Source organism: Streptomyces sp. NPDC057486 (genome assembly GCF_042802415.1).
Taxonomy (GTDB): Bacteria; Actinomycetota; Actinomycetes; order Streptomycetales; family Streptomycetaceae; genus Streptomyces; species Streptomyces yanii.
The window spans coordinates 71552-97791 of the sequence record NZ_JBHVEE010000019.1; the positions used below are offsets into that span (position 1 = coordinate 71552).

Below are 26240 nucleotides of genomic sequence, written 5' to 3' on the forward strand. Positions count from 1 at the left end.
TACGTAAACCTAGCGGCTCCCACTGACAGTCGCCGGACCGGCGCCGGTCACAGGCCGGTCGAGTCACCCGGGGTCAGCCGGCCGTGGTCGGTGCCGCCGAGGCCGCCGATCTGCCGGTCGTAGATCGGGCGGGCGAGATCGGTGAGCAGCGCGTCGTGGATGTCGATGGCGCGCCGCGGCTTGACCTCGCGTACGTAGTCGATGACCTCGGAGATCTTGTTCCAGGGGGCCATCACCGGGAGCATCAGGGTGTCGACGGGGTGGTCGGGCACGGTGAGCGCGTCGCCCGGGTGGAAGAGCGAACCATCCACCAGGAAGCCGATGTTGGTGATCTGCGGGATGTCGGGGTGGATCACCGCGTGCAGTTCGCCGTGTACCTGTACGTCGAAGCCGGCCGCGGAGAACGTGTCCCCGTGTCCGACGGTGTGGACGCGCCCGGGGAACGCCGCGGAGAGCTGGTCGGCGACGCTGCGCAGGGTCCAGACCTGCGCGGCCGGGTTGGCCTCCAGACCGGCCCGCAGCCGGCTCTCGTCGAAGTGGTCGGGGTGCTCGTGCGTCACCAGCAGCGCGTCGGCGCCGAGTGCCGCGTCCTCCTCCGAGAAGCCGCCCGGGTCGATGACAAGCGTCCGCCCGTCCTTCTCCAGTCGGATGCAGGAGTGCGTCTTCTTCGTCAGGGTCAGGTGCACGGGGTTCGCAGCGTTCATGGGGCCCATCCTGCTACGGGCGCGGCCTCGTTTCTTCCTGAATCACGGTCTGGGCGATCGTGAACGCGGCGCCCGCGGCCGGTATGCCGCAGTAGACGGCGGTCTGCAGCAGCACCTCCTTGATCTCCGTGGGCGTCAGTCCGTTGCGCAGGGCGGCCCTGATGTGCGCGGCCAGGCTCTCCAGATGGCCGGAGGTGACCAGCGCGGTGAGCGTGATGCAGCTGCGGGTGCGGCGGTCCAGGACCTCGCGGGTCCAGGTCTCCCCCCAGGCGTAGCGCGTGACGAGCTCCTGGAACTCGCCGGTGAACTCGTCGGAGGCGGCCATGACCCGGTCGACATGGGCGTCGCCGAGCACCTCCCGGCGTACCTTCATGCCCGGTTCGTACGGGTCGGCGCGGCCGCTGGTCGCGGCCGCCGGCTGATCCTCCGCGGGGGCGATCTCCGCGATGGGCAGCACGGGGGCGGAGAGCGCGGGGCCGGTGCCCGGGACGGGGATGGCGGCGAGGGTGTCCTGCCAGCTCGTCGAGAAGTGGGTGACGAGCAGGTCGGTGACGGCGGCCGGCTGCTCGACCGGGGCGAGGTGCGAGGCCCCGGGGACGAGGGCGAGCCGGGCGTCCGGGATGCCCGCGACCAGGGTCCGGGCCTCGGCGGGCCCGGTGACCCGGTCCTCGGCGCCTACCAGCACGAGGGTCGGGACTCCGATGCGGCTGAGCTCGGTACGGATGTCGAAGGCGGCGAGCGCTTCGCAGGCGGCGATGTAACAGCCGGGGTCGGTGGTGCGGACCATCTGGACGGCCCACTCGACGATCGCGGCCTGGGCGGCGGCGAAGCCGGGGGTGAACCAGCGTTCCGGCGCGCTGCGCGCCATGGGCTCCAGACCGTTGGTGCGGACGACCACCCCGCGCTGCCGGAACTCGTCGGCGCTGCCGAACCGGGGTGAGGCGGCCACCAGGGCCAGCGAGGCGACCCGGTGCGGATGGCGCAGCGCGAGGTCGGCGCCGATCGCGCCGCCGATGGAGCAGCCCGCGTACGCGAAGCGCTGGACGCCGAGACCGTCGAGGGTGGCCAGCAGCCGGTCGGAGAGTTCACCGATGGAGGTGGCCGGGTGGGCGGGGGCGCCGCCGTGGCCCGGCAGGTCGAAGCGGAAGATCCGCCAGTGCTGGGAGAGCTCCGGTATCTGCCGGTCCCACATGTGCCAGGTGGTGCCGAGCGAGGGGCCGATGACGAGGACGGGGGCGTCCTGCGGCCCGTCGAACCGGTACTGCAGGGTGTGCACCGGCTGCGCGTGGGACGCCTGCCGGGGCGGGGCGGGCTGCGTCGGTGGCGTGGGCTGCACGGGCGGAGCCTGCTGGGCCGGCGGCGGCACCGGCTCCAGGTGTGCGGCCTGGAACGGGGTGTGCTCGGGCTGCGCGTGCGACGGCGGCGCCGATGTGGTCTGCGGTCCCTGGAACGGATCCACCGGCTGGAGGTGCAGCCCGGGCTGTGTGCCCTGCGCGGCGGCGTACGGATCCACGGGCTGCAGGCCCGGGAACGGCTCCACGGGCTGCAGGGCCGGGAACGGATCCACCGTCTGCGGCCCCTGGAACGGCTGCTCCGGTGGTGCGGACTGCGGCCCCGGGTAGGACTGCGCGGACTGCGGGGTCTTCGTCTCACTCACATCGCTCACTTGCTCCAGGTTAGTGAGCGCCCTGTAGGCCTCCGGTCAGGGGGTGGCCGCAGATACGACATATACGACAGGGGCGGCCGGATCGGTCATGTCGACACTGATGTTCTGGGTGGGACGCGGGTCCTTGTTGGTGTGCGTGGTGCCCGCCCAGTCGGCGCCGGGGCCGAAGTACCAGCCGGCGATCTTGGTGTCGCGGGCCCCGATGGTGACCTCGCCCTCCTGCAGGGCGGCGCGACCGCTGCCGAGACGGCTCAGGAACCGGTCGAGCCCGGCGGACGACGTGCGGAACTGCACGTACATCCGGCTGGCCTTCCAGTTGTTGGTTTCGTAGTACTGGACGTCCAGGGCGTTGCCGGGGATCGGCAGTTCGAAGATCCTGCGCTGCATCCGGGACGGCCAGCCCTCGCGCATCCCCTGCGCGGCGGCCTCGGCCTCCTTGTCCTGACCGGAGCGGCGGCTCTGCCCTGCGGAGATCAGCAGATAGCCGGCCGGGACGCCGATCAGCAGCACGATGATGGTCGCCGTGATCAGGCGCCGGCGGATCGTCCGGCGCCGGTCCTGCGGGGGCCTGCCGCTGCCCTCGCCGGGGGGCGAGGACTGGCGCGGCACAACGGGGTGCTCGGCTGTGGTCATGTTCTGGGAATCCCTAGGAGGTGCGGGTGTTGCGCGTGGAGCGGATGGTGTTCGCGGCCTGGTCGTAGATCTGCGCATACCGCTCGTACCGCTCGACGCGACGGCGGTTGGTGCGGCGGAACCTCCGCGCGACCAGCCGGGCCAGGTCGGCGGCGCCGACCATACCTGCCTCCGGGCCGAGCTGCGCCTTGGCGATCCGGGCCTCGGGCCGGTAGCCGCGGCCGGTGAGGTGGCGTTTGAAGGCGTCCCTGGCGGGGCCGATCAGCAGATCGTCCGCGGCACTCACGCCGCCGCCGATGACGAAGCAGGAGGGGTCGAGCGCGGCGGCCAGATTGGCGATGCCCACGCCGAGCCACTGGCCGATGTCCTGGAGGAGCTCGATGCACATCGCATCGCCCTCCCGGGCCAGTTCGGTGATGAGCGGCCCGGTGATCTCGGGGATGTTCCCCTTGACGCGCTCGATGATGCCGTGGGCGACCGGGGAGTCCGCGGCGGCCAGCTCCCGGGCCTCGCGGACCAGGGCGTTGCCGGAGCTGTACTGCTCCCAGCAGCCACGGTTCCCGCAGGGACAGCGGTGCCCGCCGGGCACCACCTGCATGTGGCCGAACTCACCGGCGACGCCGTACTTGCCGCGCTTGACCTGACCGTCCTCCAGGATCGCGCCGCCGATGCCGGTGCCGAGCGTGATCATGACCAGATGGTCCTCGCCGCGCCCGGCGCCGAAGCGCCACTCCGCCCAGGCGGCGGTGTTCGCGTCGTTGTCGACCATGACGGGGACGACGAGGCGCGAGGCCAGGGCGTCCCTGAGGGGTTCGTCACGCCAGGCGAGGTGCGGGGCGAAGAGCACCTTGGAGCGGTCCGCGTCGACCCAGCCCGCCGCGCCGATGCCGACGGCGTGCACGTCGTGCCGGTCGGAGAGATCGAGGACCAGCTCGACGATGGTGTCCTCGACGACCTTGGGGCTCTTGGACTTGTCGGGCGTCTCGGTGCGCAGCTGCTCCAGGATGTTGCCGTCGGCGTCGACGACGCCCGCCATCACCTTCGTACCCCCGATGTCGATGCCGACGGTGGGCACCCGGGGCGCGGTGAGGTGCGAGCGCCGCTCACGTGTGCCGACGGTCCGCAGGACGGTGGCGCGGGCGGAGCCGCGGTGTGTGAAGTCGCGGTACGTGCTCATCGTCCCTGCGGGGTCTGGGGGGGCCGGGTGGTGATGCTCCCGGCGACGGACGGCGCCCGTCGGGCTCGATTCTGCCACTGCCGGGGCGCCGGGGCGGGCGGCCGGGCCCCGCAGCGCCCCGGTGGCGCCCCCGCCCCAGAGGGTGTCGGGCGGGTCAGGGTCGAGCCCGGCCATGATCCGCCGGAGAGTCCTGAACTTCTCTAAGGCGTGTCGTCGGTGTCCGGGCGCCGCGGTGACGTGGCCCGCTGGAGCTCGTGGCTGAGCTCCTCGAGCTCGCTGCCGCCCGCCATCTGGCGGGTCAGCTCGTCCAGCGTGATGCCGTCCTTGGTGTGGCTGCCGGACATGGCACCCCGCTTGAGCAGCACGAACCGGTCTCCGACCAGATATGCGTGGTGCGGGTTGTGCGTGATGAGAACCACGCCGAGTCCGGCGTCCCGGGCGGCCGCGACGTACTTGAGCACGACCCCGGACTGCTTGACGCCGAGCGCCGCGGTGGGCTCGTCCAGGACGAGCACCTTGGCACCGAAGTAGACGGCCCGCGCGATGGCGACGCACTGGCGCTCGCCGCCGGACAGGGTGCCGATCGGCTGGTCGACGTCGCGCAGGTCGATGCCCATGCGCAGCAGTTCGGAGCGGGTGGTCTCGCGCATCTTCCGGACGTCGAGCGTCTTGAACGGGCCGACACCCGTCGTCGGCTCGGAGCCGAGGAAGAAGTTCCGCCAGACGGGCATCAGCGGGACGACGGCCAGGTCCTGGTAGACGGTGGCGATGCCCCGGTCGAGGGCGTCGCGCGGGTTGGCGAGCGTGGTCTCCTCACCGTCGATGAGGAACGTGCCGGCGTCGTGCCGGTGCAGGCCCGCGATGATCTTGATGAGGGTGGACTTGCCCGCGCCGTTGTCGCCCAGTACGCAGGAGATCTCGCCCGCGTGGACCACCAGCGAGACGTCCTGGAGCGCCTTGATGTTGCCGTAGAACTTGCTGACGTTGTCCAGCTCGATCAGCGCCCGGGGGGCCGGGGTCATCATTTCGTCGCCTCCGCGCGCTTGCGTACCCATGCGTTGAGCAGGGTGGCCAGGAGCAGCATGGCTCCGAGGAAGAACTTGAACCAGTCCGGGTTCCACTCCGCGTAGACGATGCCCTTGCTGGTCATACCGAAGATGAACGCGCCGACCGCCGAGCCGATGGCGGAGCCGTAACCTCCGGTGATCAGGCAGCCGCCGATGACGGCCGCGATGATGTACGTCAGCTCGTTGCCGACGCCCTCACCGGACTGCACCACGTCGTACGAGAACAGCAGATGCTGCCCGGAGACCCAGGCGGCGAAGGCGACCCCGAGGTAGAGCCCGACCTTGGTACGGATCACCGGGACGCCGACAGCGCGGGCCGCGTCGGCCTCGCCGCCGACCGCGAAGATCCAGTTCCCGAAGCGGGTACGGAGCAGGATCCCGGTGGCGATCGCCACGAGCGCCGCCCACCACAGGATGGTCACCTTGAACTCGACCCCGCCGACGGTCCACGCCGAGGCGAAGACCTTGCGGGCCGAGTCGAAGCCCTCCATGTCGCCGATGGACTTCGTCGACACGGTGCCGCTGATCAGCTTGGTGAAGCCGAGGTTGAGACCGGTCAGCATCAGGAACGTACCGAGCGTGATGATGAAGCTCGGAAGTTTCGTACGGGTCAGCATGAGCCCGTTGAAGGCGCCGACGGCCAGGGTCACCAGCAGCGACACGAAGACGCCGACCCAGACGTTGGCCGTCATCTGGTAGCTGAACATCGACGAGACCAGCGCGGAGCTGGTGACCAGCACACCGGCGGAGAGGTCGAACTCGCCGCCGATCATCAACAGGGCAACCGGCGCCGCCATGATCCCGATGGTGGACGCCGCGTACAGCACCGTGCCGAGGCTGGACGCGCGCAGGAAGCTGTCGGCGACGATCGAGAAGAAGAGAAAGACGGCCGCGGCGCCGACGACCGATCCGAGTTCGGGGCGGCCCAGGAGCCTGCGCAGCGGTGAGGTGCGCAGCAGCCGCTCGTCGGCCCCGGAGGGCGCGGGTGGTTGCTCCGTCGTGGTCATCGGGTCCCCCGCTTCGTGTACTCCGCCAGCTGGGCTGCGTCCTTCGAGGTGATGATCTGCGGGCCGGTGAGGACCGGGCGGCCGCCGCCGAGCACATTGCGGTTGTAGCGGTACAGCCAGAGCAGGTCGACGGCCTCGTACCCCTGGAGGTACGGCTGCTGGTCAACGGCGAAGCCCAGGGTCTTGTCCTGGAGTGCGGAGGCGACCTTGGCGTTCAGGTCGAAGGTGTCGACCTCGGCCTTGGAGCCCGCGGTCCGCTTCGCCTTCACAGCGGCGTCGGCGAACGGCGCGCCGAGGGTGACGACCGCGTCGATGCTCTTGTCCGCCTGGAGCTTCGCCTCGATGGACGCCTGGACGTCGGGCATGTTGGTGCCCTCGACGTACAGGTTCTGCATCTGCCCGTCGAAGGTCTTCTTCGCCCCGGCGCAGCGCTGCTCGTGCCCGATGTTGCCCTGCTCGTGCAGGATGCACAGGGCCTTCTTGCGGCCGCGCGCGTTGAGCTCGTCGCCGACGGCCTCGCCCGCGATGGACTCGTCCTGGCCGATGTGGGTGAGCGCACCGAACGCCTTGGACTCCGCGGAGCCCGAGTTCACGGTGATCACCGGGATCCCGGCCCGGGTCGCCTTGGCGACGACGTCCTTCAACGCGTCGGGCTTGGCGAGCGTGACGATCAGCCCGTCGACCTTCTGGTCGATGGCGGCCTGGACGAGCTGGGCCTGCTGCTGCGCCTCGTCGTTGTGCGAGTACAGGAACTTGATGTTGTCCTTGATGGCCGCCTGCTTCGCGCCGTTCTGGACGATGTCCCAGAAGGTGTCGCCGTCGCCCGAGTGCGTGACCATGGCGAAGGTCCAGCGGGGTGTGTTCACCGCGGACCGGCCCTCGGCGGCGGCCCGGGCCGCGCGCTCCTCCGCCCGCTTGCCACCGGTGCTGCTGCATCCCACGAGGGAGGCCCCGAGCACCGCCGCAAGCACGGCGCCCATCGCACGTACCCCTGTCCGAACCCTTGCCACGACGTGGTGCCCTTCTTGTGCTGCTCGCTGTGCTGCTTGGTGCCGACCGGGGGTGTTACCGACCGGTCGTGCTGGCCAAGTATCCCCGAGCCCGACTCGGCGCCGCCCGGCAGGGGCGGGCCGTGGGTGTCGGCACGGAGGGGGCACGGCGGTCCGCACGCGGGTCACCGGGTACCGCGCGCGGTGTATTTCTCCAGCTGCGGCACGTCGGCGGCGGTGACGATCGCCGGGCCGGTGAGCACGGGCTTTCCGCCGCCGATGACGTTGCCGTTGGTCCTGTCGAGCCACAGTTCGTCGACGGCGAGATAGCCCTGGAGGTAGGGCTGCTGGTCGACGGCGAAGCCGACCTCGGAGGCCTTCAGCCGCTTGACGACCTCGGCGTTGAGATCGAACGTGTCGACCTCGGCCGTGGAGCCGGAGCCCTCCTTCGCCTTGACGGAGGCGGCGGCGAACGGCGCGCCGAGGGTGACGATCGCGTCGATGCTCTTGTCCGCCTGGAGCTTCGCCTCGATGGAGGACGTGGAGGCGGGCATGTTGGTGCCTTCGATGCTGAGGTTCTCGACGCTTCCCTTGAAGGTCTTCCTCACCCCGGCGCAGCGCTCCTCCAGCGACACATTGCCCTGCTCGTGGATGACGCAGACGGCCTTCTTGCGGCCCCGCTTGTTGAGCTCCTCACCGACGGCCTCGCCGGCGACCTTCTCGTCCTGCCCGATATGGCCGATCGCTCCGAGACCCTTCGAGAACTGCGCGCCCGAGTTGATGGTGACGACGGGGATGCCCGCCTTCACGGCCTTGGTGACGGCGTCCGCCACGGCTTCCGGTTTGGCGAGGGTGACGACGATCCCGTCGACCTTCTGGTCGATGGCGGCCTGGACGAGCTGGGCCTGCTCCTTGCCCTCCTTGTTCGCGGAGTACAGGAACTCGACGTTGTCCTTGGCCGCCGCCTGCTTCGCACCGCTCTGGACGATGTCCCAGAAGGTGTCGCCCTCCCCCGAGTGCGTGATCATCGCGATCTTCATCCGGGGTGTGGAGACGCCCTTGGCCCCCTGCCCGCTGCCGCTGCCGGACCTGTCCTCGGAGCTCTTGCCGCCGGAGCTGCTGCATCCGGCGACGACGGTGACGGCGAGGCTGATGGTGCAGATGGCGATCAGGGGTGCTGCCTTGCGAGAAGTACGCATGGTGGGTCCGCCTTGTCTCCCGGCCGCCCGAGTGCGGCTTGGGGAGTTGTAGCGAGGAGCGGGGACACCGTCAACGGGCCGATATGCGGGCGTCAGCGGACAAGCAGCTGGAAATCGAAGGCGTAGCGCGACGCCCGGTAGATGTGCGAGCCGAATTCGACCGCCCGCCCGGTGTCGTCGTACGTGGTGCGTTCCATGGTCAGCAGCGCCGCGCCCTCGGGCTCGGCGAGCTGTGCCGCCTCCTCGGCCGTGGCGAGGCGGGCGCCGACGGTCTGGCGGGCGCTGTGCAGGGTGACTCCGGCGGCCCGCAGCATCCGGTAGAGGCCGGTGGCCTCCAGTCGTTCGGTGGACAGGTCGACGAGGCCGGCCGGCAGGTGGTTACGGAGCAGGGCCATCGGTTCGCCGTGCGCGGACCGCAGCCGTTCGACGAGGTGGACCTCGGTGCCTTCCGGGAGGCCGAGGGCGGCCGCGGTCGCGGCGGGAGCGGGCTCGACCGTGTTGCGCAGGACGCAGGTGGTGGGGTGCTGCCCGGCCGCCTCCAGGTCGTCGTACAGGCTGCTCAGTTCGAGCGGACGCCGCACCTGGCTGTGGACGACCTGGGTGCCCACCCCGCGGCGACGGACCATCAGTCCCTTGTCGACGAGCGACTGGATGGCCTGGCGGACGGTGGGCCGGGACAGGCCGAGCCGGGCCGCGAGCTCGATCTCGTTGCCGAGGAGGCTGCCGGGGGCGAGCCGGCCCTTCTCGATGGCCGCCTCCAGCTGCTGGGACAGCTGGTAGTAGAGCGGGACCGGGCTGCTGCGGTCCACGCCGAGTTCGAGAGCGGCGGGGTCGGCGGTGGGTTTGGACACGGCAGGAGCGTAGCTGTCACGTCCGGACGGCCGGTAGTCAGGTCGTCCTGTTGTCCGGACAATCAAGGTGTCCCTTCGATCGCGTCGCTCCCCGGGTGAAGCCGTTGCAGGTGTACCGCTGGAGGAAGAGGAGGGCGATCAGGGTGGGCAGGACGACGAGCACCGCGCCCGCCGAGATGTTCTCCCCGTAGGCGAGGCCGGCCGTCGAGGCGGGGCGCCGCCTCACGGCGCCCGACGGTGGACCGGTGGACAATGACGCCGGATCCGTACGGGGTGTCGGAGCTGCGGTTGGAGACGTCGAACACACCCTGGTTTGTCAGGACATATAGTTGACAGCGCAGCTGGTGGGCGGCACGTTGGGTCCATGCGTATCGGACTCATCGGCACCGGCCGGATCGGTTCCTTCCATGCGGGCGCGCTGGCCCGCCACCCCGAGGTGGACACCCTGGTGGTGACGGACACCGACGGGGCGCGGGCGGCCGTGGTCGCGGACCGCATCGGCCACGCGACAGCCGTCGGGTCCGCGGCCGAGGTGCTGGGCGCGGGGGTGGATGCCGTCGTGATCGCCTCGGCCACCTCGGCACATGCGGAGCTGATCGCACTGGCCGCACGGGCGGGCCTGCCGGCGTTCTGCGAGAAGCCCATCGCACTGGATCTGGCGGGAACGCTGGGCGCCCTGCATGAGGTCGAGCGGGCCGGGAGCGTGCTCCAACTGGGCTTCATGCGCCGCTTCGACGCCGGTTACGGTGCGGCGCGCAGAGCCGTGCGGAGCGGGGCGCTGGGCAGGCTCCACACCGTCCGGGCCATGACGTCCGATCCCGCGCCGCCGCCCGCCGCGTATCTGCCGTACTCCGGCGGCCTGTTCCGGGATTGTCTGGTCCACGACTTCGACATCCTGCGGTGGGTGACGGGCCGTGAGGTGGTGGAGGTGTACGCCACCGGTTCGGATGCCGGTCCCGCGATGTTCCGGGCGGCGGGCGATGTCGACACGGCGGCGGCGCTGCTGACCCTGGACGACTCCACACTGGCGACGGCGACGGCGACCCGGTGCAACGGCGCCGGGTACGACGTACGGATGGAGCTGGCGGGCGAGCTCGACCAGGTCGCGGTCGGTCTGGACGACCGTACGCCGCTGACGTCGGTGGAACCCCAGGGCCCCGCCGCCCCGGCCAAGCCGTGGCCGGGGTTCCTGGAGCGGTTCGCCGCGGCGTACGAGGCGGAACTCGACGCGTTCGTACAGGTGGTGCGGGGCGAGGCCGCCAACCCGTGCGACGGCCGGGAGGCTCTGCACGCGCTGCGGATCGCGGAGGCGTGCGAACTGTCACGGCGCGAGCACCGGCCGGTGGCGGTGGCGGAGATCCCCACCGGCTGACGGCGCGGGCCCCGCTACCAGGCGACCGGCAGCCGCTCGGGGCCCGGATCAGCATGCCCGTACGCCGGGTCAGGGCGGCGGGATGCGCGTCCAGGACCAGTCCGGGGCAGCGCTCCAGCAGCGATCCGATCGCAATCCGGGCCTCGATGCGGGCCAGGGGCTCGCGGCGGCCACCCGCGCCGCCGCGTCGACCGACGGTTGGACAGCCGCGGGTCGAGGCGGGTTCCCTTCACTGCGTCCGGGCGGAGAGCACGGTTCCCTGGGCGACCGCGCACAGGGCTTCCGCGCCGTCATCCGCCGCGGCGAACAGATCGCAGCGGACCACCGCCTGGCGACGGCCGGTGTGGACGACGGTGGCGCGGGCGATCAGGGTGCGACCGGTGGCCGGACGGATGTACTGGATCGAGAAGCCACCGGTCAGTACGGCCGGCCCGAGGGTCGTTCCGGCGGCGAAGGTGATCGAGTTGTCGGCGGCGTACGACAGGACGCCGCCGTGCACAAAGCCGTTCTGCTGCTGGAGTTCCTGCCGGATGTCCACTTCGAGGGTGGCGGCGCCGCCCCCGAAGGCGGTGATCCGTGCCCCGACGAGCCCGCTGAACGGCTGGCTGTCGAGGACCTTCTGCGCCATCTGCATGTCAAGTCCGCTCATGACAGGCCTTCTTATCTCACCAGCGCACCGGAAGCTGCCGGACCCCTCGGATCAGCATCCCGGGCAGCCAGTCCAGCTCCGCACCGGCCGGGTCGAGTGCGAGATCCGGGCACCGCTCCAGCAGCGTACGAATCGCGATCCGGCCCTCCATCCGGGCCAGCGGCGCCCCCATGCAGAAGTGCATGCCGTGGCCGAAGGCCAGGTGACCCTGGGCGTCGCGGCTGATGTCGAAGTGGTCCGGGTCCGGGTAGCGAGCGGGGTCGCGGTCGCCACCGGCCAGGGCGACCAGGATCGCCTCGCCCGCCGGAATGGTCCGGTTTCCGATCTCGACCGGCTCCCGGGCGAAGCGGAAGGTGGCGGTCTCCACCGGTCCGTCGTACCGGAGCATCTCCTCGACGGCGCCGTCGATCAGACCGAGGTCGGCGCGGAGTGCGGCGAGTTGTCCGGGGTGGGCGAGCAGGGCCCGTACCCCGTTGGAGATCAGATTGACGGTGGTCTCGTGTCCGGCGACGAGCAGCAGGAAGGCCATGCCGACGAGTTCGTCGGGCGACAGTCCGTCACCCTCCTCGTCCCGCACCCTGATCAGCGCGCTCATCAGGTCGTCGCCGGGAGCGCACCGCTTGTCCTCGATGAGCTCCACGAGATAGGCCCCCATCGCGCGGACCGCTTCGCCTCCCGTGTCCGAGGACGTCGGGGCGACGATGCCGTTCGACAGCAGGCGGAACCGGTCGCGGTCCAGGTCCGGCACGCCGATCAGCTCGCAGATGACGGTCATCGGCAGCGGGAAGGCCAGCGCGTCGATGAGGTCGCCGCGCCCTGCGGGCATCATCGCGTCGAGCAGTTCGTCGGTGATCTGCTGGACCCGCGGCCGCAGCGACTCGATCCTTCGGGCGGTGAACTCGCGGGCGACGAGCTTGCGCAGCCGGGTGTGGTGCGGCGCGTCCATCTCCAGCATGTTGGCGTTGATCGGATCGCCGTCACCGATCCAGAGGTCCGAGGTCCGCCAGTCCTTGCTGAGCCGTTGGTCGGCGAGGGCCGCACGACCCTCCTCGTACCCGACGACCAGCCAGATCCGCTCGGCGTCATCGGTGCGGATGGTGTGCACCGGGCCCTCGGAGCGCAGCTTCGCGTACGTCGGATAGGGATTCGCGGTGAAGTCGTGGACCCCGCGAAGATCGATGTCGACTGCGGACACGGTTCAGCCCCTCCCGGCCGGCTCGGTTCGATCGCCTCGGATCGAACCGTCTCAGCGTACGTCGCCCGCGCCGTCGTCCTCCTCGTCGAGCAGCCCCGCATCGTGCACCAACAGCGCTATCTGGACACGGTTGTTGAAGTCGAACTTCGCAAGAATGCGTGACACGTGCGTTTTCACGGTGGCCACGCTGAGATAGAGACTCGCGGCGATCTCCGCGTTGGAACGGCCGCGTCCGACGGCGATCGCTACCTCGCGCTCCCGCTCGGCGAGACCGGCGATCCTCCGGCGTGCCCGCTGGGCCCGGCCCGCGCGGTCGTCCGCGCCGGTCCCCGCTCCGACGCCCGCGGCCCGGTTCATCAGCTGCCGGGTGACGGCGGGCGACAGCACGGGGTCACCGGCCGCGACCCGGCGCACCGCGTCGACGATCTGTGCGGGCGGCGTATCTTTCAGGACAAATCCTGCGGCCCCGGCGCGGATGGCTCGCAGCACCTGCTCATCGGCGTGGAAGGTGGTCAGGACGACGACTTCCGGGGCTTCGGGGCGGCTGCGCAGCGCCTCGGTCGCGGCCAGTCCGTCCACGGTCGGCATTCTGATGTCCATCAGCACCACGTCGGGGCGGAGCCGGTCGACGAGGTCCGCGACCTCGGAGCCGTCCGCTCCCTCCCCCACGATCGCGATGTCGTCCGCGCCGCCGAGCATGAACGTCAGCCCGGCCCGCACGAGCGGATCGTCGTCGACGATGAGCAGCCGCACGGGCTGTGCCGGAGGATCCAGGGGGGTGGTCATGAGGTCCACGGTAGCCAGGCCCGGATCCCGAATCCGCCGTCGGGTTCGGGCCCGTGGCCGAGGCGGCCCCCGGCGAGGGTGGCGCGCTCGGTCAGGCCGATGAGGCCCTGGCCGGAGCCGGGAACCCGCTCGAACGGTTCGACGGGCGCCGGGTTGCGCACCTCAATGGTGAGACCGTCGCCCGGACCTCCGGTGACGGTGACGGTGACCTCGGCTCCGGGGGCGTGCTTACGGGCGTTGGTCAGGCCTTCCTGCGCGATGCGGTAGACGGTGCGGCCGGTGGCGGCGGGGGCGGCGGCCGGGTCGGCGATCCGGTTGTCGAGGGTGACCTTCATACCGGCGCGACGGGACTCTGCGATCAGCGCGTCGAGGGTGGCAAGGGTGGGCTGCGGCCGGTTGCCCTCCCCGTTGTCACCGGGGCTGCGGAGGACACCGATGATCTCGCGGAGGTCCTGGAGCGCCTCGTGCGCGCTGTCCCGGATCACCCCGGCAGCCCGGCCGACCTCGGCGGGGGGCGCGTCGGGGCGGAATTCGAGGGCGCCCGCGTGGACGCTGAGGAGGGTGAGGCGGTGGGCGAGTACGTCATGCATCTCGCGGGCGATGGCCTCGCGGGCCAGCCGCTGCGCCTGCTCGGCGCGGAGCTCGGCCTCGGTCTCGGCCCGGTGGGCGCGCTCGCGCAGGGTGATGACGAGCTGGCGCCTGGACCGCACGACCATGCCCCAGCTCAGCACGAGCAGGACCAGCAGCACACCGATGATCGTGGAGGCGACGAACGAGGTGTCTGGGTCGGGGCGCAGATACGGCTGTACGGGGGCGACGGCCAGGGCCAGCGCACCGACGGCGGCCACCGGTTTGAACGGCCGGTGCACGGCCACGCTGAACAGCGCGACGAGCATCGCCCCGGCAGCGACCGGTTCGACGGTGGCGAGCAGCGTCAGGACCACGGCCAGTCCGACCGGCCACCGGCGCCGCGTCCACAGCGCACAGCAGGCCGCGGCACCCATCAGCGAGTCGACGAGGACGACCCCGTCGGGTGTGGTGCTGTCGGCGTCGATCGCGGCGGCCGCGAGCAGGCCGATGCCGGCCGCACAGAGGAAGGCCGTGATGTCGACGACCCAGTCCCGTACTGTGCGGCGCGCCCGGCGGCCGTGGTCGCCGGGCAGCTCGGGCTCGGCCATGGCCGAGGGAAGCAGCCAGCGGTACTCCGTACGCGTCATATCGACAAAGCTACTCAAGTGACGGGCTCGTACCGGCCGTGCGGGAGCGGGACGCCACCAAAGTTGCCGGATCGGATACTTTCGGCGCGGTGCCGCAGACCGGCGGCCGACACCGCGGCCGGAGCGGGCCCGCGAGGCTCTCCCCCATGAAGAAACTCTGCGAGTCGGTCGGCTTCATCGTGTTCATCCAGGGCGTCGCCGGACTGCTGCACGAATGGACGGGCTGGTTCCGGCTCTGGGCGGTGGTGCGGCGGCTGGAGTTCCTCAGCGGCTACCCGGTCTTCGTCAACATCGTGCTGGTGGTGGCGGGCGCCTCGGTGATGGTTGCGGCGGACCGGCTCCAGGAGTAGTGGCCTGTCCCGCCGCAGGGAATGGATCAGCGAGCGGCGTCATGCTGCTTCGACGACAAGGCGGACGACGCAGTCGCCGCGGAGCGTCGGTGACTGACGACAACGCCGCAGGTGGAGTCGCGAGGCCTCGGGAGCCGACGCCCTGTCGTGGGACAGGCCGTAACCGGCCGGCTCACGGGGCAGCGGCGGCGCGACGCCCCCAGCCGGTCCCGGCGAGGACGAGCACCGCGCCCACCACGCCCAGGACCCCGAGCCGTTCTCCTCCGATGGCGATGCCCGCGGCGGCGGCCCACAGAGGTTCCGTACCGAGCAGCAGGCTGACCCGGGACGGCGAGGTGCGGCGTACCGACCACATCTGCACGAAGAACGCGAAGAGCGTGCAGAGGACGGAGAGGAAGAGCAGCCCGCCCCACTCCCGGACACCGAACTCCGAGGCCACCGCCCACGGTGACGCCCCCGTGCCGGGCACACCGGCGAGCACGGCGAAGACGGCGACGGCGCTGCCGAGCTGCACGGTGGTGAGCGACAGCGAGTCGGCGCCCTGGACGGACGTCATGCGGGCCATCAGCAGCACGTGCAGGGTACGGGCGAGTGCGGCCACCAGCATCAGCAGATCGCCCACCGAGGGGCTGGTGAAACCGCCGCCCTGGGTCAGCAGCACCACACCGGCGACGGACAGCGCGGCGGCGGCGAGGAAGGCCCCGGGCGGCCGGACCCGGGTCACCGCGGCCTCGGCGAGCGGTGTGAAGATCATGGTGAGGCTGATGATGAGGCCGGCGTTGGTCGCCGAGGTGTGCACGACGCCGTACGTCTCCACCAGGAAGATCCCGCTGAGGACCGACCCCAGCAGCCCCGCGCCGCGCCACTGCGCCGCGCTGAGCGCCCGCAGCCTGCGCCAGCCCGCGGCGGCCAGCACGGGCAGCACGATGACGAATCGCAGGACGAGAACCGCGACGACGGTCTGCGTGGTCGTGATGCCCTTGGCGGCGAGATAGCTGGCGCCCCAGACGACCGCGACGAGCAGCACGGGCAGATCGGTGAGCCAGGCCCGGCGCCGTGGTGCGAGGGCGGGCAGGGCGATCGAGGACACCTGGTTTCTCCTGGCACTCGTGGTTCTCGTGATGCTCCACAGCGGGAACCATGGGGAGACCGCACCGGCTCACCCGCGGAACGATCACGGTACCGGGAGGTCCCCGGCACCGGGAACACCTGTCTCACCGCTCGGGTGCGGCCTGCGCCCCCGCACAAACGGGCCCGGGAACCCGGGTGCAGGGGCGACGCGCGCAGTGGTCACATGGCGGACGGGCGGGTCCAGCGGCGGGCACGACGAACGGCGAGCGGGGCGGCGACGCGTTCGGTCTCCCGCCCTGCCCGGCGAGGGCGGCGCCAGGACCCTCGTCCGCATCCCGACGAGGCACGGAGGGCCGCCCGTCCGGGCGGGCGCGGTTCAGTCGTCGACCGAGCCGGACCGAGCCCGGCCGACGGGCCGGTAGGTGTGGATCGCGATGCCTTGGGGGGTGCGGGCGGTCATGCACCGCTGTCTCTTCCGGCCCCGCTTCCGCCCGGATCTCAGCGGTCCACCCGACGGAGCCTCCGCCGCTTAGGTGTCCGTTTCCCGCCGGTCACCGTGCGGCGAACGGACTTTCCTTGTCCCTGTCGAAACAGCAGCCCCGACCGGCAAGGAGTCCACCATGACCAGCACCGACACCAGGACCGCACTCGTCACCGGCGGCAGCCGCGGCATCGGCGCCGCAACCGCGCTGCGGCTCGCCCAGGACGGCGCCGATGTGGCGCTGACGTATGTGCAGGACGAGGACGGCGCCCGTGAGATCGTCCAAAAGATCGAGGCGTACGGCCGCCGCGCGCTCGCCCTGCGCGCCGACTCGGCCGACCCCGAGGCGGTCCCGGCGGCCGTGCACGAGGCCGCGGACACGTTCGGCCGGCTCGACATTCTCGTCAACAACGCGGGCATCGGCGTCCTCGGCCCCATCGACTCACTCACCCCGGCCGATGTGGACCGGGTGCTGGCCGTCAATGTCCGGGCGGTGTTCCTCGCGTGCCGGGCGGCGGCCACCCGGATGGAGCGCGGCGGTCGCATCATCTCCGTCGGAACGGCCCTGAGCAGGCGCGCGGGCGGTCCGGGCGGCACGCTCTACGCCATGAGCAAGTCGGCCCTCGCCGGTCTCACCAAGCCGCTCGCCCATGAGCTCGGCCCGCGCTCCATCACGGTGAACCTGGTCCAGCCGGGCCCGATCGACACGGACCTGAACCCGGCCGACGGCCCGTACGCCGCGGGACAGCGCGCCGGCACCGCCCTGGACCGCTTCGGCACGACGGCTGAAGTGGCCTCCCTGATCTCCTACTTGGCCGGTGACGAAGCGGCGTACATCACCGGTACGGAGGTGGTGGTGGACGGCGGCCACGCGGCCTGACCCGTACTCCGCCCGGCCGCGCCCTCCCTGTCCCGTGCCCCTGCCCGTCCTACCCTGGTCAGGATGGTTTCGAACGACAAGGGAGATCATGACCGAGACCCCGGTTCACCCCCTGGGCGGCGGCCGCACCCTCCCCGCCGTCGGGCTCGGCACCTGGCCGATGAAGGACGACGCGGCGGAGGTGGCGGTGGCCGGAGCGCTGGACCTCGGATACCGGCTCATCGACACCGCACTCAATTACCGCAACGAGACCGGCACCGGACGCGGGATCGCCCGCAGCGGTGTGGCGCGCGAGGACATCGTCGTCACCACCAAGGTCCCGGGCAGGCATCAGGGTTACGAGCGGACCCTGGCGTCGTTCGAGGAGTCCCGCCGCAATCTCGGGCTCGACTACGTGGACCTGTATCTCATCCACTGGCCACTGCCCCGGGTGGATCTGTACGTCGACACCTGGAAGGCGATGATCCAGCTCCGCAAGGACGGGCTGGTGCGCTCGATCGGCGTCTCCAACTTCACCGCTTCCCAGCTCGACCGGCTGGAACGGGAGACCGGGGTGCTGCCCGCCGTGAACCAGATCGAGATGCATCCGCGCTTCCCGCAGGAGGAGCTGCGGGCCGTGCACGCCGCCAAGGGCATCGTGACCGAGAGCTGGAGTCCGCTGGGCCGCGGCCGCGATCTCCTGGCGGACCCCGAGCTCGTCGCCGTCGCCGCGGCGCACGGGGTGACCCCCGGTCAGGCCGCGCTGCGTTGGCACACCCAGCTGGGGGCGGTCCCGATCCCGAAGTCCTCCGATCCGGGGCGGCAGCGCCAGAATCTGGAGATCTTCGGCTTCGAACTGACGGCGGACGAACTGGCCGGGATCTCCGCCGGACCGCGGCGGCGGTACGGCGGAGACCCGGATGTCCACGAGGAGTTCTGAGCCGTCAGGACTCACGGATCACTGACGGCTGGGCGTGAGCTCCGCCATCCGGGACCAACCGTCGCCCGGCACCTCGACATTGATGATCTCCGGGGACACGGCGACGAGGTCCGCCATCAGGTCCATCGCCGCCGCGAAGTGCTCGGACTTCACATGCGCCTCTCCGGCCTCGGGGGACGCGAAGGCCTCCAGGAGCACGAACTGGTCCGGGTTCTCGACGCTGTACGACCACTCGAAGAACAGGTTGCCCGGCTCCTGACGGGTGGCAAGGGTGAAGGGCTCGACGGCGGGCAGCCAGTTGTCGCGCTCTTCGCTGTGGACGGTGAACTTGACGGCGATGAAGATCATGACGACTCCTGCTCGGGATGTGCGACGCACCCAGGGTCCCATAAGCCCTGGATGCGGACGCATCGGGCACACCCGAGGGTGTGGCGGAAGCAGCCGCGCACGAAGGAGTGTCAGGCGCCGCCACCCGCGAGGCGGCAGGGTCGCCCGTCGTCGTCAGCCGCCCAGTTCCTGGTGGCGGGCGGCCAGTCGTGCCGCCCCTTCCCGGGTCAGCGAGCCGAACAGCCGCAGTCGTGAGATACCGCCGTCCGGGAAGATGTCGATCCGGACGTGCGTGGCGCGCACGTTCTCCGGGAGGACGAAGCGATGGTTCGTGTCGGGCTGCAGCCGGGTCCGCGGCAGGACCTCTGCCCAGTCGCCGCTCGTCCCGTCCCGCACCGAAAGGCTCGCCCAGCCCGCCGAGTTGCCCTTGAGGCAGGCGGTATCGATCTCGACGGCCCGGATCTCCGCCTGCTCGGCGAGCCGGTAGCGGATCCAGTCGTTGCCCTGGTCGCGGCGGCGTCGGGTCTCCCAGCCGTCGTCCATCTTGCGGGAGCGACCGGGCTGGATGGTGTTGGTGGCCGGGGAGTAGAAGCGGTCGGAGGCGTCCTCGACCTGGCCGCCGTTCTCCAGCGCGGCGAGGTCGAAGGTGGTGAGGGCGGCCAGCCAGGCGGGGTCGGGGGCGACCTCTCCGTGGACCCGGAGGCGGGCGATCCCGCCGTCGGGGTGCTGGTTGACCCGCAGATGGGTGAAGCGCCGGTCCGCGTCGACCACGAAGCCGTTGGCCGCGTGGCCGCCGACGGCCGTACGGGGCACGAGGGTTGTCCACTCCACGTCCGGTGCGAGGAGTTCCTCGGGGGACGGGGAGCCTGGCACGGAGGCCGCTTCGACGGAGACGGCCTGCGGGTGGTTGCCGCGGAAGTGGGCGGTGTCGACGACGATGCCGCGTACGACGCCGGGCGCGCCGAGCCGTACCAGCGCCCAGTCGTGGTCCTCGTCCGAGGGGTGCGGCTGCGCGGCGCTGACGCCGCGGCGGCGACGGGTCTCCCAGCCGTCCATGATCTTGCCCTTGTGCCCGAAGTGCTCCGGGTCGAACTCCGCGGGCCCCGGCTTCAGCAGGTTCTCACGCTCGGCGAAGAACTCGTCGTTGGCTGCGATCACACCCGCGCCGAGCCGCCGGTCGGCGAGATCGACGAGGTGGGTGAAGGGGAAGTCGGCGGTGCGGTAGTCGGCGTACGGGTCGCCGCCTGAGTACGGCTCGGCGGCACCGGTGAAGTGCGCTGTCGCCGTCATGGTCAGTGGTTCCTTTCGAGGAGACGCCCGGTGGGCTCGGCAAGGACGCCGTCGGCCGCGATCCGCCGCCCGCGCAGCCAGGTCGACTTCACGACACCGTGCAGGGTCTTGCCGGCGTAGGCGGTGACCTGGTTGCGGTGGAAGAGCTCGGCGGGGTCGACGGTGAAGGTCTCGTCGGGAGCGAGGACCGCGAAGTCGGCGTCGCGCCCGGCCTCGATGGCGCCCTTGCGGGTCAGTCCGGCCAGCTCGGCGGGGGCGGCGGACATCCAGCGGACCACGTCGTCGAGCGAGTGGCCGCGCCGGCGCGCCTCGGTCCAGATGGCGGGCAGTCCGAGCTGGAGGGAGGAGATGCCGCCCCAGGCGGAGGCGAAGTCCGGCGTCTTGAGGTCCGCGGTGCAGGGCGAGTGGTCCGAGACGATGCAGTCGATCGTGCCGTCGGCGAGCCCGGCCCAGAGCGCATCCTGGTTGGCGGCTTCCCGGATCGGCGGGCAGCACTTGAACTCCGTCGCCCCGTCGGGGACTTCCTCCGCGGTGAGGGTGAGGAAGTGCGGGCAGGACTCGACGGTGACGCGTATGCCCTCCCGCTTGGCGGCGGCGATCAGCGGCAGCGCGTCGCCGGACGACAGGTGCAGGACGTGGATGCGGGCGTTCAGCCGCCTGGCGTGCGCGATGAGGCTCTCGATGGCGGTGTTCTCGGCGTCGCGCGGCCGGGAGGCGAGGAAGTCGGCGTAGGCGGGTCCGCTGCGCTGCGGCGCGGCCGCCAGGTGGTGCGGGTCCTCGGCGTGCACGATCAGCAGCCCGTCGAAGCCGGCGATCTCGGCCAGGGAGCGGGCCAGCTGCTCCTGGTCCAGCTCCGGGAACTCCTCGACCCCGGAGGGCGACAGGAAGCACTTGAAGCCGAAGACCCCGGCCTCGTACAGCGGCCGCAGGTCCTTCACGTTGGACGGGATCGCGCCGCCCCAGAAGCCGGTGTCGATGTGCGCCTTGGCGGCTGCCACCTGCTGCTTGGTACGCAGATGACCGACGGTGGTGGTCGGCGGGACGGAGTTGAGGGGCATGTCGAGCAAGGTGGTGATCCCACCCGCCGCGGCGGCGCGGGTGGCGGTCCAGAAACCTTCCCACTCGGTGCGGCCGGGGTCGTTCACGTGGACATGGGTGTCGACGAGGCCGGGCAGCAGGACGTCGTCACCGAAGTCCTGGAGCCGGGCACCGGCCGGCACCTCGGTGTCGTACGGCAGGACGGCGTCGATCGCACCGCCTGCGACGGCCACCGCCGCGGGGCGCGTCCCCTCGGGGGTGACGACGCGCGTCGAGCGCAGTACCAGGTTCACGTCCGCACCGGACACCCGTGCTCCTCACTTCCGCATGGTCGGCGGCTCACGGCCACCGAAAAAATTCAACGAACTGTTGAAGGAGTCTTCACTCGGGATTCGAGCCCGTCAAGACCCCACCATCCTCGCCGGACGGCGAGCGGACCACTCGCACACCCGATTGGAGATTTCCACAAAGTAAAAGACTCTTTTCGGAGAGCGGAACGTAGCATGGGCCAGGTGCGGCATCGCGGAACGGTCCGGCCGATCCCGGACACCCGGACAAACAGGCCCTGACCGGCCAGGACGCCGCACCGGGTGCAGTGTGCCGATCGGGAACCTCCCGGTAGGCTGCTGCCTTGCCCATCCGCCTCGAAAGGACCGTTGACGTGCCGCCGTCCCACGCCAGCACATCCGACTCCAAACCCGCCGGTTCCAGCGGCGGTGTGCAGTCACTTGAGCGCGCCTTCGATCTGCTGGAACGGATGGCCGACGCCGGTGGCGAGGTCGGGCTCAGCGAACTCTCCGCGAGCAGCGGACTTCCGTTGCCCACCATTCACCGGCTGATGCGCACCCTGGTCGCCTGCGGCTATGTACGCCAGCAGTCCAACCGGCGCTATGCCCTCGGCCCGCGCCTGATCCGGCTCGGCGAGTCCGCGTCCCGGCTGCTCGGGACCTGGGCCCGTCCGTATCTCGCGCGGCTCGTCGAGGAGACCGGCGAGACCGCGAACATGGCGCTGCTCGACGGCGACGAGATCGTGTACGTCGCCCAGGTGCCGTCGAAGCACTCGATGCGGATGTTCACCGAGGTCGGCCGCCGGGTGCTCCCCCACTCCACCGGGGTGGGCAAGGCGCTGCTCGCGCACACTCCGCCGGAGGAGGTACGGGCGCTGCTGGCCCGCACCGGAATGCCGGCCGCCACCGAGAAGACGATCACCACCCCGGACGGTTTCCTGGACGCGCTCGACCAGGTCCGCCGGGCGGGCTACGCGGTCGACGACAACGAGCAGGAGATAGGGGTCCGCTGCCTGGCGGTCTCCGTACCCAACTCCCCCACCTCGGCCGCGATCTCGATCTCGGGCCCGGCGGGACGGGTGACGGAGGCGGCGACGGAACGGATCGTGCCGATCCTGCAGCAGGTCGCGAAGGAGCTGTCCGACGCGCTGGCCAGCAGCGGTCCGACCGGCTGAGACCCTACGGACGCAGTGGTGCCCGCCGGGCAGGGACCCGGCGGGCACCGACGTGTTCGGGTCAGCCGGGCACCGCTTCCGTCAGCCGCCCGTCCCGCATCACCACCGTCCGGTCCGTCCGGTCCAGATGCGTCCGGTCGTGGGTGACCAGTACGGTCGCCGTCGACCGTTCCCGGGTCAGCGCGATGAGCAGCTCCAGTACCGCCGCGCCGCGCTCATGGTCGAGAGCGCTCGTCGGCTCGTCGACCAGGAGTACCGCCGGATCGTTCATCAGTGCCCGCGCGATATTGATCCGCTGGCGCTGACCGCCCGAGAGCTGGTGCGGCCTGCGGCCCGCCTCGTCGGCCAGACCGACCGCGTCGAGGAGCTCCAGCGCCCGCCCGCGGGCGCCGCGCGTGGTGCCGCCCGACAGATGGGTCATCACCTGAAGCTGTTCGACGGCGGTCAGCGACGGCAGCAGGTTCGGCTGCTGGAAGACGATGCCGATGCGTTCGCGGCGCAGCGCCGCCTTCTCCGCGCGTCCGAGTCCCGCCGTCTCCCGGCCCGCGACCACGACCTGCCCCTCGTCCGGCGTGACCAGCGTCGCGGCCACCGCGAGGAGGCTGGACTTACCGGAGCCGGACGGTCCGACGACCGCGGTGAGTGAGCCCTCGGGGACGTCGAGCGAGACCCGGTCGAGTGCGGTGAGCCGGCCGTCGCCGTCGGGGTAGGTGAGGGTGACATCGGCGAGGGTGAGGGTCATCGGGCACTCCCGAGTGCGGTGAGCGGGTCGACGGCGGTGATCCGCCGGATGGACAGTGCCGCCCCGAGGGCACCGAGGGCGATCATGACGGCCGACGGAACGAGGACGGTCGCCGCGTCGAGGACGAACGGCACGGCCCCGCCACTGACCGCCGCGCCGATGCCCGAGGCCAGGGCGGTGCCCAGTCCCGTACCGATCGCCAGCATCACGACCGCCTGCCCGAGCGCGTCGCGCAGGAGGTACGGGGTGGAGGCGCCGAGCGCCTTGAGGACGGCGACGTCGCCGCTGCGCTGGATCGTCCAGACGGTGAAGAAGGCCCCGATCACCAGGGCCGAGATAGCGAAGAGGAAGCCTCGCATCAGCTGGAGCGAACCGTTCTCGGCCTGGTAGGAGCCGATGGCGGTGAGCGAGTCGTCGAGGGAGAGCGTGCTGGTGCCGGCCGCCGTGTCACCGGCGGCCAGATCGGCGTCGCCGGTGGTGGTCAGGGCGATCACCGTGGCGTGCGGCGCGCCGCCGGTCCCGCTGTCCGCGAAGCGCTGCCAGTCGTCGAGCGAGGTCCACACGACCGGCGTATGGCTGTACGAGGCATCTCCCGCGACCGCGGCCACACGCACCTCGACGCGGCCGAGTCGCACCCGGTCGCCGACGGCGGCGCCGAGCTCGTCGGCGGCCTGCTCCGAGAGCACGACCCTCCCCGGGGCGACGCGCGCTGCGCCGGCCGTCGGGGCAAGGCCCGAGTCCTGCTCGACACCGAACGCCGACACGGCAGCCGTCCCCTCCCCTCCGACGGCGGCGGCGTTGAGCGTACGGATGCCGAGGGGCCGCGCGGCACCGACACCGGGCTGCTCGGCCCAGCTCCGCCACGCGCTCTCCCCGACGGTCGAGTTGGTGAAGGACACCGACTGGCCGTCGGGCGGGGCGGCGAACGCGAGGTGGTCGGCGTTCAGCCCCGTGACGGCCGAGGTGTTCTCCCTGGCCAGACCGGCCGTAAGACCGGACAACAAGCCCACGAGCAGCGTGATCAGCACCACGACCGTGCCCATGAGCGCGAACCGGCCCCTGGCGAACCGGAGATCTCTCCATGCGACGAACATGGCTCCAGCCTCGGTCGGCCGGTCCGCGAAAACATCGCACGCCGGTGGGGCCTGACATCAACCTTTCGATTGACCGGCCGCGGACGCCACGCGTCTACGCTGGAACGCATCATGGATTCGCGTTCGCACACCCCGGTCGCCGCCGCGCTGCGGCTGTGTCTGCACGCACTGCTGCTGGGACTGCTGGCGCTCGCCGCGGTGCCGGCCGTGAGCGACGGCGCATCGAGCGCGACCGCCGTGGTCGTGCTCGCCTGCGTCATGGCCGCCGTCTACGCGGCGGGTGCGCTCGCCCCCGCCGTGCAGCCGCAGAACAGGGCGGCCGCCCTGTGGCTGTCGCTCCTCGGGGCGCTCTGGCTCGCGCTTCTCGTCCTCTCGCCGGACGCCCTGTGGCTGGCTTTCCCGCTGTACTTCCTGCAGCTGCATCTGCTGCCGATGCGCTGGGGTCTGCCCGCCGTCGTCGTCACCGCGGCGGCTGCCATCACCGGCTTTGTGCTGCACGGCGGACAGATCACGCCCGGCGCGTTCATCGGGCCGCTGCTCGGTGCGGCGGTCGCGATCGCCACGGTCCTCGGGTACGACGCGTTGTTCCGGGAGAGCGAGCGGCGCCGCAAGCTGATCGAGGAGCTGGTCTCGACCCGGGCGGAGCTGGCCGTCGCCGAGCGGACGGCGGGAACGCTCGCCGAACGCGAGCGGCTGGCCCGCGAGATCCACGACACGCTCGCGCAGGGTCTGTCCAGCATTCAGCTGCTGCTGCGCGCCGCCGAACGCACCCTTCCGCCGGACGCCCCCGCCACCGCGCATGTGCGCCGGGCCCGCGAAGCCGCGCAGGAAAATCTTGCCGAGGCCCGCCGCTTCGTACGCGCCCTCTCCCCGCCCGACCTGGAGAACGGTTCGCTCGCGGGCGCCCTCGAACGCCTCTGCGCGCGCACCACCGGACCGGATCTGGCGGTGCAGTTCGCGGTCAGCGGGACGCCGGTGGAGCTGCCGACGCCGTACGAGGTGGCGCTGCTCCGCACCGCCCAGTCGGCGCTGGCCAACACGGTGCAGCACGCCGCGGCCCGGCGCGCGGAGATCACGCTCAGCTTCATGGACACCTCGGTGTCGCTGGACGTCGTGGACGACGGCCGGGGCTTCTCGCCGGGCGCACCCGCGGCCTCGAGGGACACGGAGACCAGCGGTTTCGGTCTCCCCGCGATGCGGGCCCGGGCCGGTTCGCTCGGCGGCACGCTGAGTGTCGAATCGGCCCCCGGCCAGGGCACCGCCCTGGCGCTCACCCTCCCCCTCCCGCTGCCCGGGCACGAAGAGAGGTCGGCCGCATGAGTGCCACCCCCATCCGCCTGCTGCTCGCCGACGACCATCCGGTGGTGCGTGCGGGGCTGCGGGCCGTCCTCGACACCGAGCCGGACTTCCGCGTGGTCGCCGAGGCCGACACCGCCGAGCGGGCCGTGGCGCTCGCGGCGACGGGCGAGTTCGACGTCGTGCTGATGGATCTCCAGTTCGGGACGGGCCTGCACGGCTCGGAGGCCACCGCGGCGATCACCGCGGCGCCCGACGCGCCCCGGGTCCTGATCCTCACCACCTACGACACGGACGCCGACATCCTGGCGGCCGTGGAGGCGGGAGCGAGCGGCTACCTCCTCAAGGACGCCCCGCCGGAGGAGCTGGCGGCAGCGGTGCGCACGGCGGCGGCCGGCCGTTCGGCGCTCGCCCCGGCCGTCGCGCACCGGCTGATGGACCGCATGCGGACGCCCGCGGAGGCCCTGACCAAGCGCGAGCTCGAGGTGCTGCAACTGGTCGGTGAGGGACTGTCGAACCTGCAGATCAGCAAGGCGCTGTTCCTCAGCCAGGCGACGGTGAAATCGCACCTGGTACACATCTACGCCAAATTGGGCGTCGACTCCCGCACGTCGGCGGTGGCTGCGGCAACGGCACGGCGGCTCATCCGCCGCTGACCCCCGCCGCACCCCCCTCCTCTCAGGGCGGGTGTCGGAAGTCCCGCCGTCCGCCCGAAGGGTGGGCCCGGCGGCGTCCGGTGCGTGCGATCGCAAGGCGGAGGGTCGTCCTCGTACTGGAC

General features: G+C 71.4%; 27 protein-coding genes. 7 read left to right on the forward strand and 20 right to left on the reverse strand.

All coding sequences use genetic code 11. The features are described from left to right. Nucleotides 1-47 precede the first annotated feature (47 nt). The 10 genes from ACFU6I_RS12205 to ACFU6I_RS12250 all read right to left on the reverse strand — a co-directional run bounded on the left by ACFU6I_RS12205 (nt 48) and on the right by ACFU6I_RS12250 (nt 9519). Nucleotides 48-704, reverse strand: a complete 657-nt coding sequence (locus tag ACFU6I_RS12205; protein WP_384364318.1) for an MBL fold metallo-hydrolase — start codon at nt 702-704, stop codon at nt 48-50. Between the two features lie 13 nt (nt 705-717). Further along, a complete protein-coding gene (locus tag ACFU6I_RS12210) occupies nt 718-1980 on the reverse strand; it encodes an alpha/beta fold hydrolase (protein ID WP_384364365.1) in 1263 nt (420 codons plus the stop codon). A gap of 426 nt (nt 1981-2406) precedes the next feature. Continuing rightward, a complete protein-coding gene (locus ACFU6I_RS12215; protein ID WP_384043397.1) occupies nt 2407-3003 on the reverse strand; it encodes a hypothetical protein in 597 nt (198 codons plus the stop codon). A 13-nt stretch (nt 3004-3016) separates the two neighbouring features. After that, nucleotides 3017-4180 carry an ROK family glucokinase gene (locus ACFU6I_RS12220; protein ID WP_266979826.1) on the reverse strand — a complete coding sequence of 388 codons (1164 nt, stop codon included), beginning with the start codon at nt 4178-4180 and terminating at the stop codon, nt 3017-3019. Nucleotides 4181-4380: 200 nt separating this feature from the next. Next, complete coding sequence (locus ACFU6I_RS12225) at nt 4381-5205, reverse strand: ATP-binding cassette domain-containing protein (RefSeq protein ID WP_384364320.1); 825 nt, start codon at nt 5203-5205, stop codon at nt 4381-4383. Next, nucleotides 5202-6254 carry an ABC transporter permease gene (locus tag ACFU6I_RS12230; RefSeq protein WP_384364322.1) on the reverse strand — a complete coding sequence of 351 codons (1053 nt, stop codon included), beginning with the start codon at nt 6252-6254 and terminating at the stop codon, nt 5202-5204. Before ACFU6I_RS12230 ends, ACFU6I_RS12225 begins: the two co-directional genes overlap by 4 nt. After that, nucleotides 6251-7234 (reverse strand): sugar ABC transporter substrate-binding protein, encoded by a 984-nt coding sequence (locus ACFU6I_RS12235; protein WP_384364324.1) that lies wholly within the window; start codon nt 7232-7234, stop codon nt 6251-6253. Before ACFU6I_RS12235 ends, ACFU6I_RS12230 begins: the two co-directional genes overlap by 4 nt. A gap of 194 nt (nt 7235-7428) precedes the next feature. Further along, nucleotides 7429-8442, reverse strand: coding sequence for a sugar ABC transporter substrate-binding protein (locus tag ACFU6I_RS12240; RefSeq protein WP_384364326.1), 1014 nt, complete (start codon nt 8440-8442; stop codon nt 7429-7431). Between the two features lie 92 nt (nt 8443-8534). Next, nucleotides 8535-9293 carry a GntR family transcriptional regulator gene (locus ACFU6I_RS12245; protein ID WP_384364328.1) on the reverse strand — a complete coding sequence of 253 codons (759 nt, stop codon included), beginning with the start codon at nt 9291-9293 and terminating at the stop codon, nt 8535-8537. A 37-nt stretch (nt 9294-9330) separates the two neighbouring features. Beyond that, complete coding sequence (locus ACFU6I_RS12250; protein ID WP_384364367.1) at nt 9331-9519, reverse strand: hypothetical protein; 189 nt, start codon at nt 9517-9519, stop codon at nt 9331-9333. A 138-nt stretch (nt 9520-9657) separates the two neighbouring features. On the opposite strand from ACFU6I_RS12250, the gene ACFU6I_RS12255 reads away from it, so the two are divergent. After that, nucleotides 9658-10665: a Gfo/Idh/MocA family oxidoreductase gene (locus tag ACFU6I_RS12255; protein ID WP_384364330.1), complete on the forward strand. Its 1008-nt coding sequence runs from the start codon at nt 9658-9660 to the stop codon at nt 10663-10665. A gap of 229 nt (nt 10666-10894) precedes the next feature. On the opposite strand, the gene ACFU6I_RS12260 is transcribed toward ACFU6I_RS12255, so the two are convergent. From ACFU6I_RS12260 to ACFU6I_RS12275, 4 genes are read right to left on the reverse strand one after another with little or no spacing between them, the layout of a single operon-like run. After that, nucleotides 10895-11314 carry a PaaI family thioesterase gene (locus ACFU6I_RS12260; protein WP_384364332.1) on the reverse strand — a complete coding sequence of 140 codons (420 nt, stop codon included), beginning with the start codon at nt 11312-11314 and terminating at the stop codon, nt 10895-10897. Nucleotides 11315-11330: 16 nt separating this feature from the next. Further along, a complete protein-coding gene (locus ACFU6I_RS12265; protein ID WP_384364334.1) occupies nt 11331-12509 on the reverse strand; it encodes a cytochrome P450 in 1179 nt (392 codons plus the stop codon). A 51-nt stretch (nt 12510-12560) separates the two neighbouring features. Next, complete coding sequence (locus tag ACFU6I_RS12270) at nt 12561-13295, reverse strand: response regulator (RefSeq protein ID WP_384364337.1); 735 nt, start codon at nt 13293-13295, stop codon at nt 12561-12563. Further along, nucleotides 13292-14512 carry a sensor histidine kinase gene (locus tag ACFU6I_RS12275; RefSeq protein WP_384364339.1) on the reverse strand — a complete coding sequence of 407 codons (1221 nt, stop codon included), beginning with the start codon at nt 14510-14512 and terminating at the stop codon, nt 13292-13294. Before ACFU6I_RS12275 ends, ACFU6I_RS12270 begins: the two co-directional genes overlap by 4 nt. 146 nt (nt 14513-14658) lie before the next feature. Between ACFU6I_RS12275 and ACFU6I_RS12280 the strand changes: the two genes are divergently transcribed. Then, nucleotides 14659-14862 (forward strand): hypothetical protein, encoded by a 204-nt coding sequence (locus tag ACFU6I_RS12280; RefSeq protein WP_326792946.1) that lies wholly within the window; start codon nt 14659-14661, stop codon nt 14860-14862. A gap of 172 nt (nt 14863-15034) precedes the next feature. Here ACFU6I_RS12280 and ACFU6I_RS12285 read toward each other — a convergent pair whose 3' ends face one another. Next, the gene (locus ACFU6I_RS12285; protein WP_384364342.1) at nt 15035-15952 is read right to left on the reverse strand and encodes a DMT family transporter; all 918 of its coding nucleotides are present in this window, start codon (nt 15950-15952) and stop codon (nt 15035-15037) included. A 601-nt stretch (nt 15953-16553) separates the two neighbouring features. Between ACFU6I_RS12285 and ACFU6I_RS12290 the strand changes: the two genes are divergently transcribed. Both ACFU6I_RS12290 and ACFU6I_RS12295 read left to right on the forward strand, forming a co-directional pair. Then, nucleotides 16554-17294: a 3-oxoacyl-ACP reductase family protein gene (locus ACFU6I_RS12290; protein ID WP_384364344.1), complete on the forward strand. Its 741-nt coding sequence runs from the start codon at nt 16554-16556 to the stop codon at nt 17292-17294. An 88-nt stretch (nt 17295-17382) separates the two neighbouring features. Continuing rightward, nucleotides 17383-18213: an aldo/keto reductase gene (locus ACFU6I_RS12295; RefSeq protein WP_384364347.1), complete on the forward strand. Its 831-nt coding sequence runs from the start codon at nt 17383-17385 to the stop codon at nt 18211-18213. 18 nt (nt 18214-18231) lie between these two features. Here ACFU6I_RS12295 and ACFU6I_RS12300 read toward each other — a convergent pair whose 3' ends face one another. The 3 genes from ACFU6I_RS12300 to allB all read right to left on the reverse strand — a co-directional run bounded on the left by ACFU6I_RS12300 (nt 18232) and on the right by allB (nt 21176). Next, nucleotides 18232-18561, reverse strand: a complete 330-nt coding sequence (locus ACFU6I_RS12300; protein ID WP_384364349.1) for a putative quinol monooxygenase — start codon at nt 18559-18561, stop codon at nt 18232-18234. Between the two features lie 153 nt (nt 18562-18714). Next, a complete protein-coding gene (alc, locus tag ACFU6I_RS12305) occupies nt 18715-19830 on the reverse strand; it encodes an allantoicase (RefSeq protein ID WP_384364351.1) in 1116 nt (371 codons plus the stop codon). Between the two features lie 2 nt (nt 19831-19832). Further along, a complete protein-coding gene (allB, locus tag ACFU6I_RS12310; protein WP_384364353.1) occupies nt 19833-21176 on the reverse strand; it encodes an allantoinase AllB in 1344 nt (447 codons plus the stop codon). Nucleotides 21177-21529: 353 nt separating this feature from the next. On the opposite strand from allB, the gene ACFU6I_RS12315 reads away from it, so the two are divergent. Then, nucleotides 21530-22330, forward strand: a complete 801-nt coding sequence (locus tag ACFU6I_RS12315; protein ID WP_345511433.1) for an IclR family transcriptional regulator — start codon at nt 21530-21532, stop codon at nt 22328-22330. Between the two features lie 61 nt (nt 22331-22391). Here ACFU6I_RS12315 and ACFU6I_RS12320 read toward each other — a convergent pair whose 3' ends face one another. Together ACFU6I_RS12320 and ACFU6I_RS12325 are read right to left on the reverse strand one after the other, a co-directional pair. Next, the gene (locus ACFU6I_RS12320) at nt 22392-23072 is read right to left on the reverse strand and encodes an ABC transporter ATP-binding protein (RefSeq protein ID WP_384364355.1); all 681 of its coding nucleotides are present in this window, start codon (nt 23070-23072) and stop codon (nt 22392-22394) included. Beyond that, complete coding sequence (locus ACFU6I_RS12325; RefSeq protein WP_384364357.1) at nt 23069-24166, reverse strand: ABC transporter permease; 1098 nt, start codon at nt 24164-24166, stop codon at nt 23069-23071. The genes ACFU6I_RS12320 and ACFU6I_RS12325 overlap by 4 nt, the downstream gene beginning before the upstream one ends. A 111-nt stretch (nt 24167-24277) precedes the next feature. Between ACFU6I_RS12325 and ACFU6I_RS12330 the strand changes: the two genes are divergently transcribed. Together ACFU6I_RS12330 and ACFU6I_RS12335 are read left to right on the forward strand one after the other, a co-directional pair. Further along, nucleotides 24278-25486 (forward strand): sensor histidine kinase, encoded by a 1209-nt coding sequence (locus ACFU6I_RS12330; RefSeq protein ID WP_384364359.1) that lies wholly within the window; start codon nt 24278-24280, stop codon nt 25484-25486. Further along, complete coding sequence (locus ACFU6I_RS12335; RefSeq protein WP_345511438.1) at nt 25483-26118, forward strand: response regulator transcription factor; 636 nt, start codon at nt 25483-25485, stop codon at nt 26116-26118. The genes ACFU6I_RS12330 and ACFU6I_RS12335 overlap by 4 nt, the downstream gene beginning before the upstream one ends. Nucleotides 26119-26240 lie beyond the last annotated feature (122 nt).

Bases quoted from the DNA above. Each gene is read 5' to 3' on its own strand.
- ACFU6I_RS12275 (WP_384364339.1), bottom strand. From the start codon at position 14,512: ATGACGCGTACGGAGTACCGCTGGCTGCTTCCCTCGGCCATGGCCGAG.
- ACFU6I_RS12325 (WP_384364357.1), bottom strand. From the start codon at position 24,166: ATGTTCGTCGCATGGAGAGATCTCCGGTTCGCCAGGGGCCGGTTCGCG.
- ACFU6I_RS12320 (WP_384364355.1), bottom strand. From the start codon at position 23,072: ATGACCCTCACCCTCGCCGATGTCACCCTCACCTACCCCGACGGCGAC.
- ACFU6I_RS12235 (WP_384364324.1), bottom strand. From the start codon at position 7,234: ATGGGCGCCGTGCTTGCGGCGGTGCTCGGGGCCTCCCTCGTGGGATGC.
- ACFU6I_RS12230 (WP_384364322.1), bottom strand. From the start codon at position 6,254: ATGACCACGACGGAGCAACCACCCGCGCCCTCCGGGGCCGACGAGCGG.
- ACFU6I_RS12335 (WP_345511438.1), top strand. From the start codon at position 25,483: ATGAGTGCCACCCCCATCCGCCTGCTGCTCGCCGACGACCATCCGGTG.
- ACFU6I_RS12270 (WP_384364337.1), bottom strand. From the start codon at position 13,295: ATGACCACCCCCCTGGATCCTCCGGCACAGCCCGTGCGGCTGCTCATC.
- alc (WP_384364351.1), bottom strand. From the start codon at position 19,830: ATGACGGCGACAGCGCACTTCACCGGTGCCGCCGAGCCGTACTCAGGC.
- ACFU6I_RS12225 (WP_384364320.1), bottom strand. From the start codon at position 5,205: ATGATGACCCCGGCCCCCCGGGCGCTGATCGAGCTGGACAACGTCAGC.
- ACFU6I_RS12220 (WP_266979826.1), bottom strand. From the start codon at position 4,180: ATGAGCACGTACCGCGACTTCACACACCGCGGCTCCGCCCGCGCCACC.
- ACFU6I_RS12290 (WP_384364344.1), top strand. From the start codon at position 16,554: ATGACCAGCACCGACACCAGGACCGCACTCGTCACCGGCGGCAGCCGC.
- ACFU6I_RS12255 (WP_384364330.1), top strand. From the start codon at position 9,658: ATGCGTATCGGACTCATCGGCACCGGCCGGATCGGTTCCTTCCATGCG.
- ACFU6I_RS12295 (WP_384364347.1), top strand. From the start codon at position 17,383: ATGACCGAGACCCCGGTTCACCCCCTGGGCGGCGGCCGCACCCTCCCC.
- ACFU6I_RS12330 (WP_384364359.1), top strand. From the start codon at position 24,278: ATGGATTCGCGTTCGCACACCCCGGTCGCCGCCGCGCTGCGGCTGTGT.
- ACFU6I_RS12205 (WP_384364318.1), bottom strand. From the start codon at position 704: ATGAACGCTGCGAACCCCGTGCACCTGACCCTGACGAAGAAGACGCAC.
- ACFU6I_RS12240 (WP_384364326.1), bottom strand. From the start codon at position 8,442: ATGCGTACTTCTCGCAAGGCAGCACCCCTGATCGCCATCTGCACCATC.
- ACFU6I_RS12280 (WP_326792946.1), top strand. From the start codon at position 14,659: ATGAAGAAACTCTGCGAGTCGGTCGGCTTCATCGTGTTCATCCAGGGC.
- ACFU6I_RS12300 (WP_384364349.1), bottom strand. From the start codon at position 18,561: ATGATCTTCATCGCCGTCAAGTTCACCGTCCACAGCGAAGAGCGCGAC.
- ACFU6I_RS12215 (WP_384043397.1), bottom strand. From the start codon at position 3,003: ATGACCACAGCCGAGCACCCCGTTGTGCCGCGCCAGTCCTCGCCCCCC.
- ACFU6I_RS12260 (WP_384364332.1), bottom strand. From the start codon at position 11,314: ATGAGCGGACTTGACATGCAGATGGCGCAGAAGGTCCTCGACAGCCAG.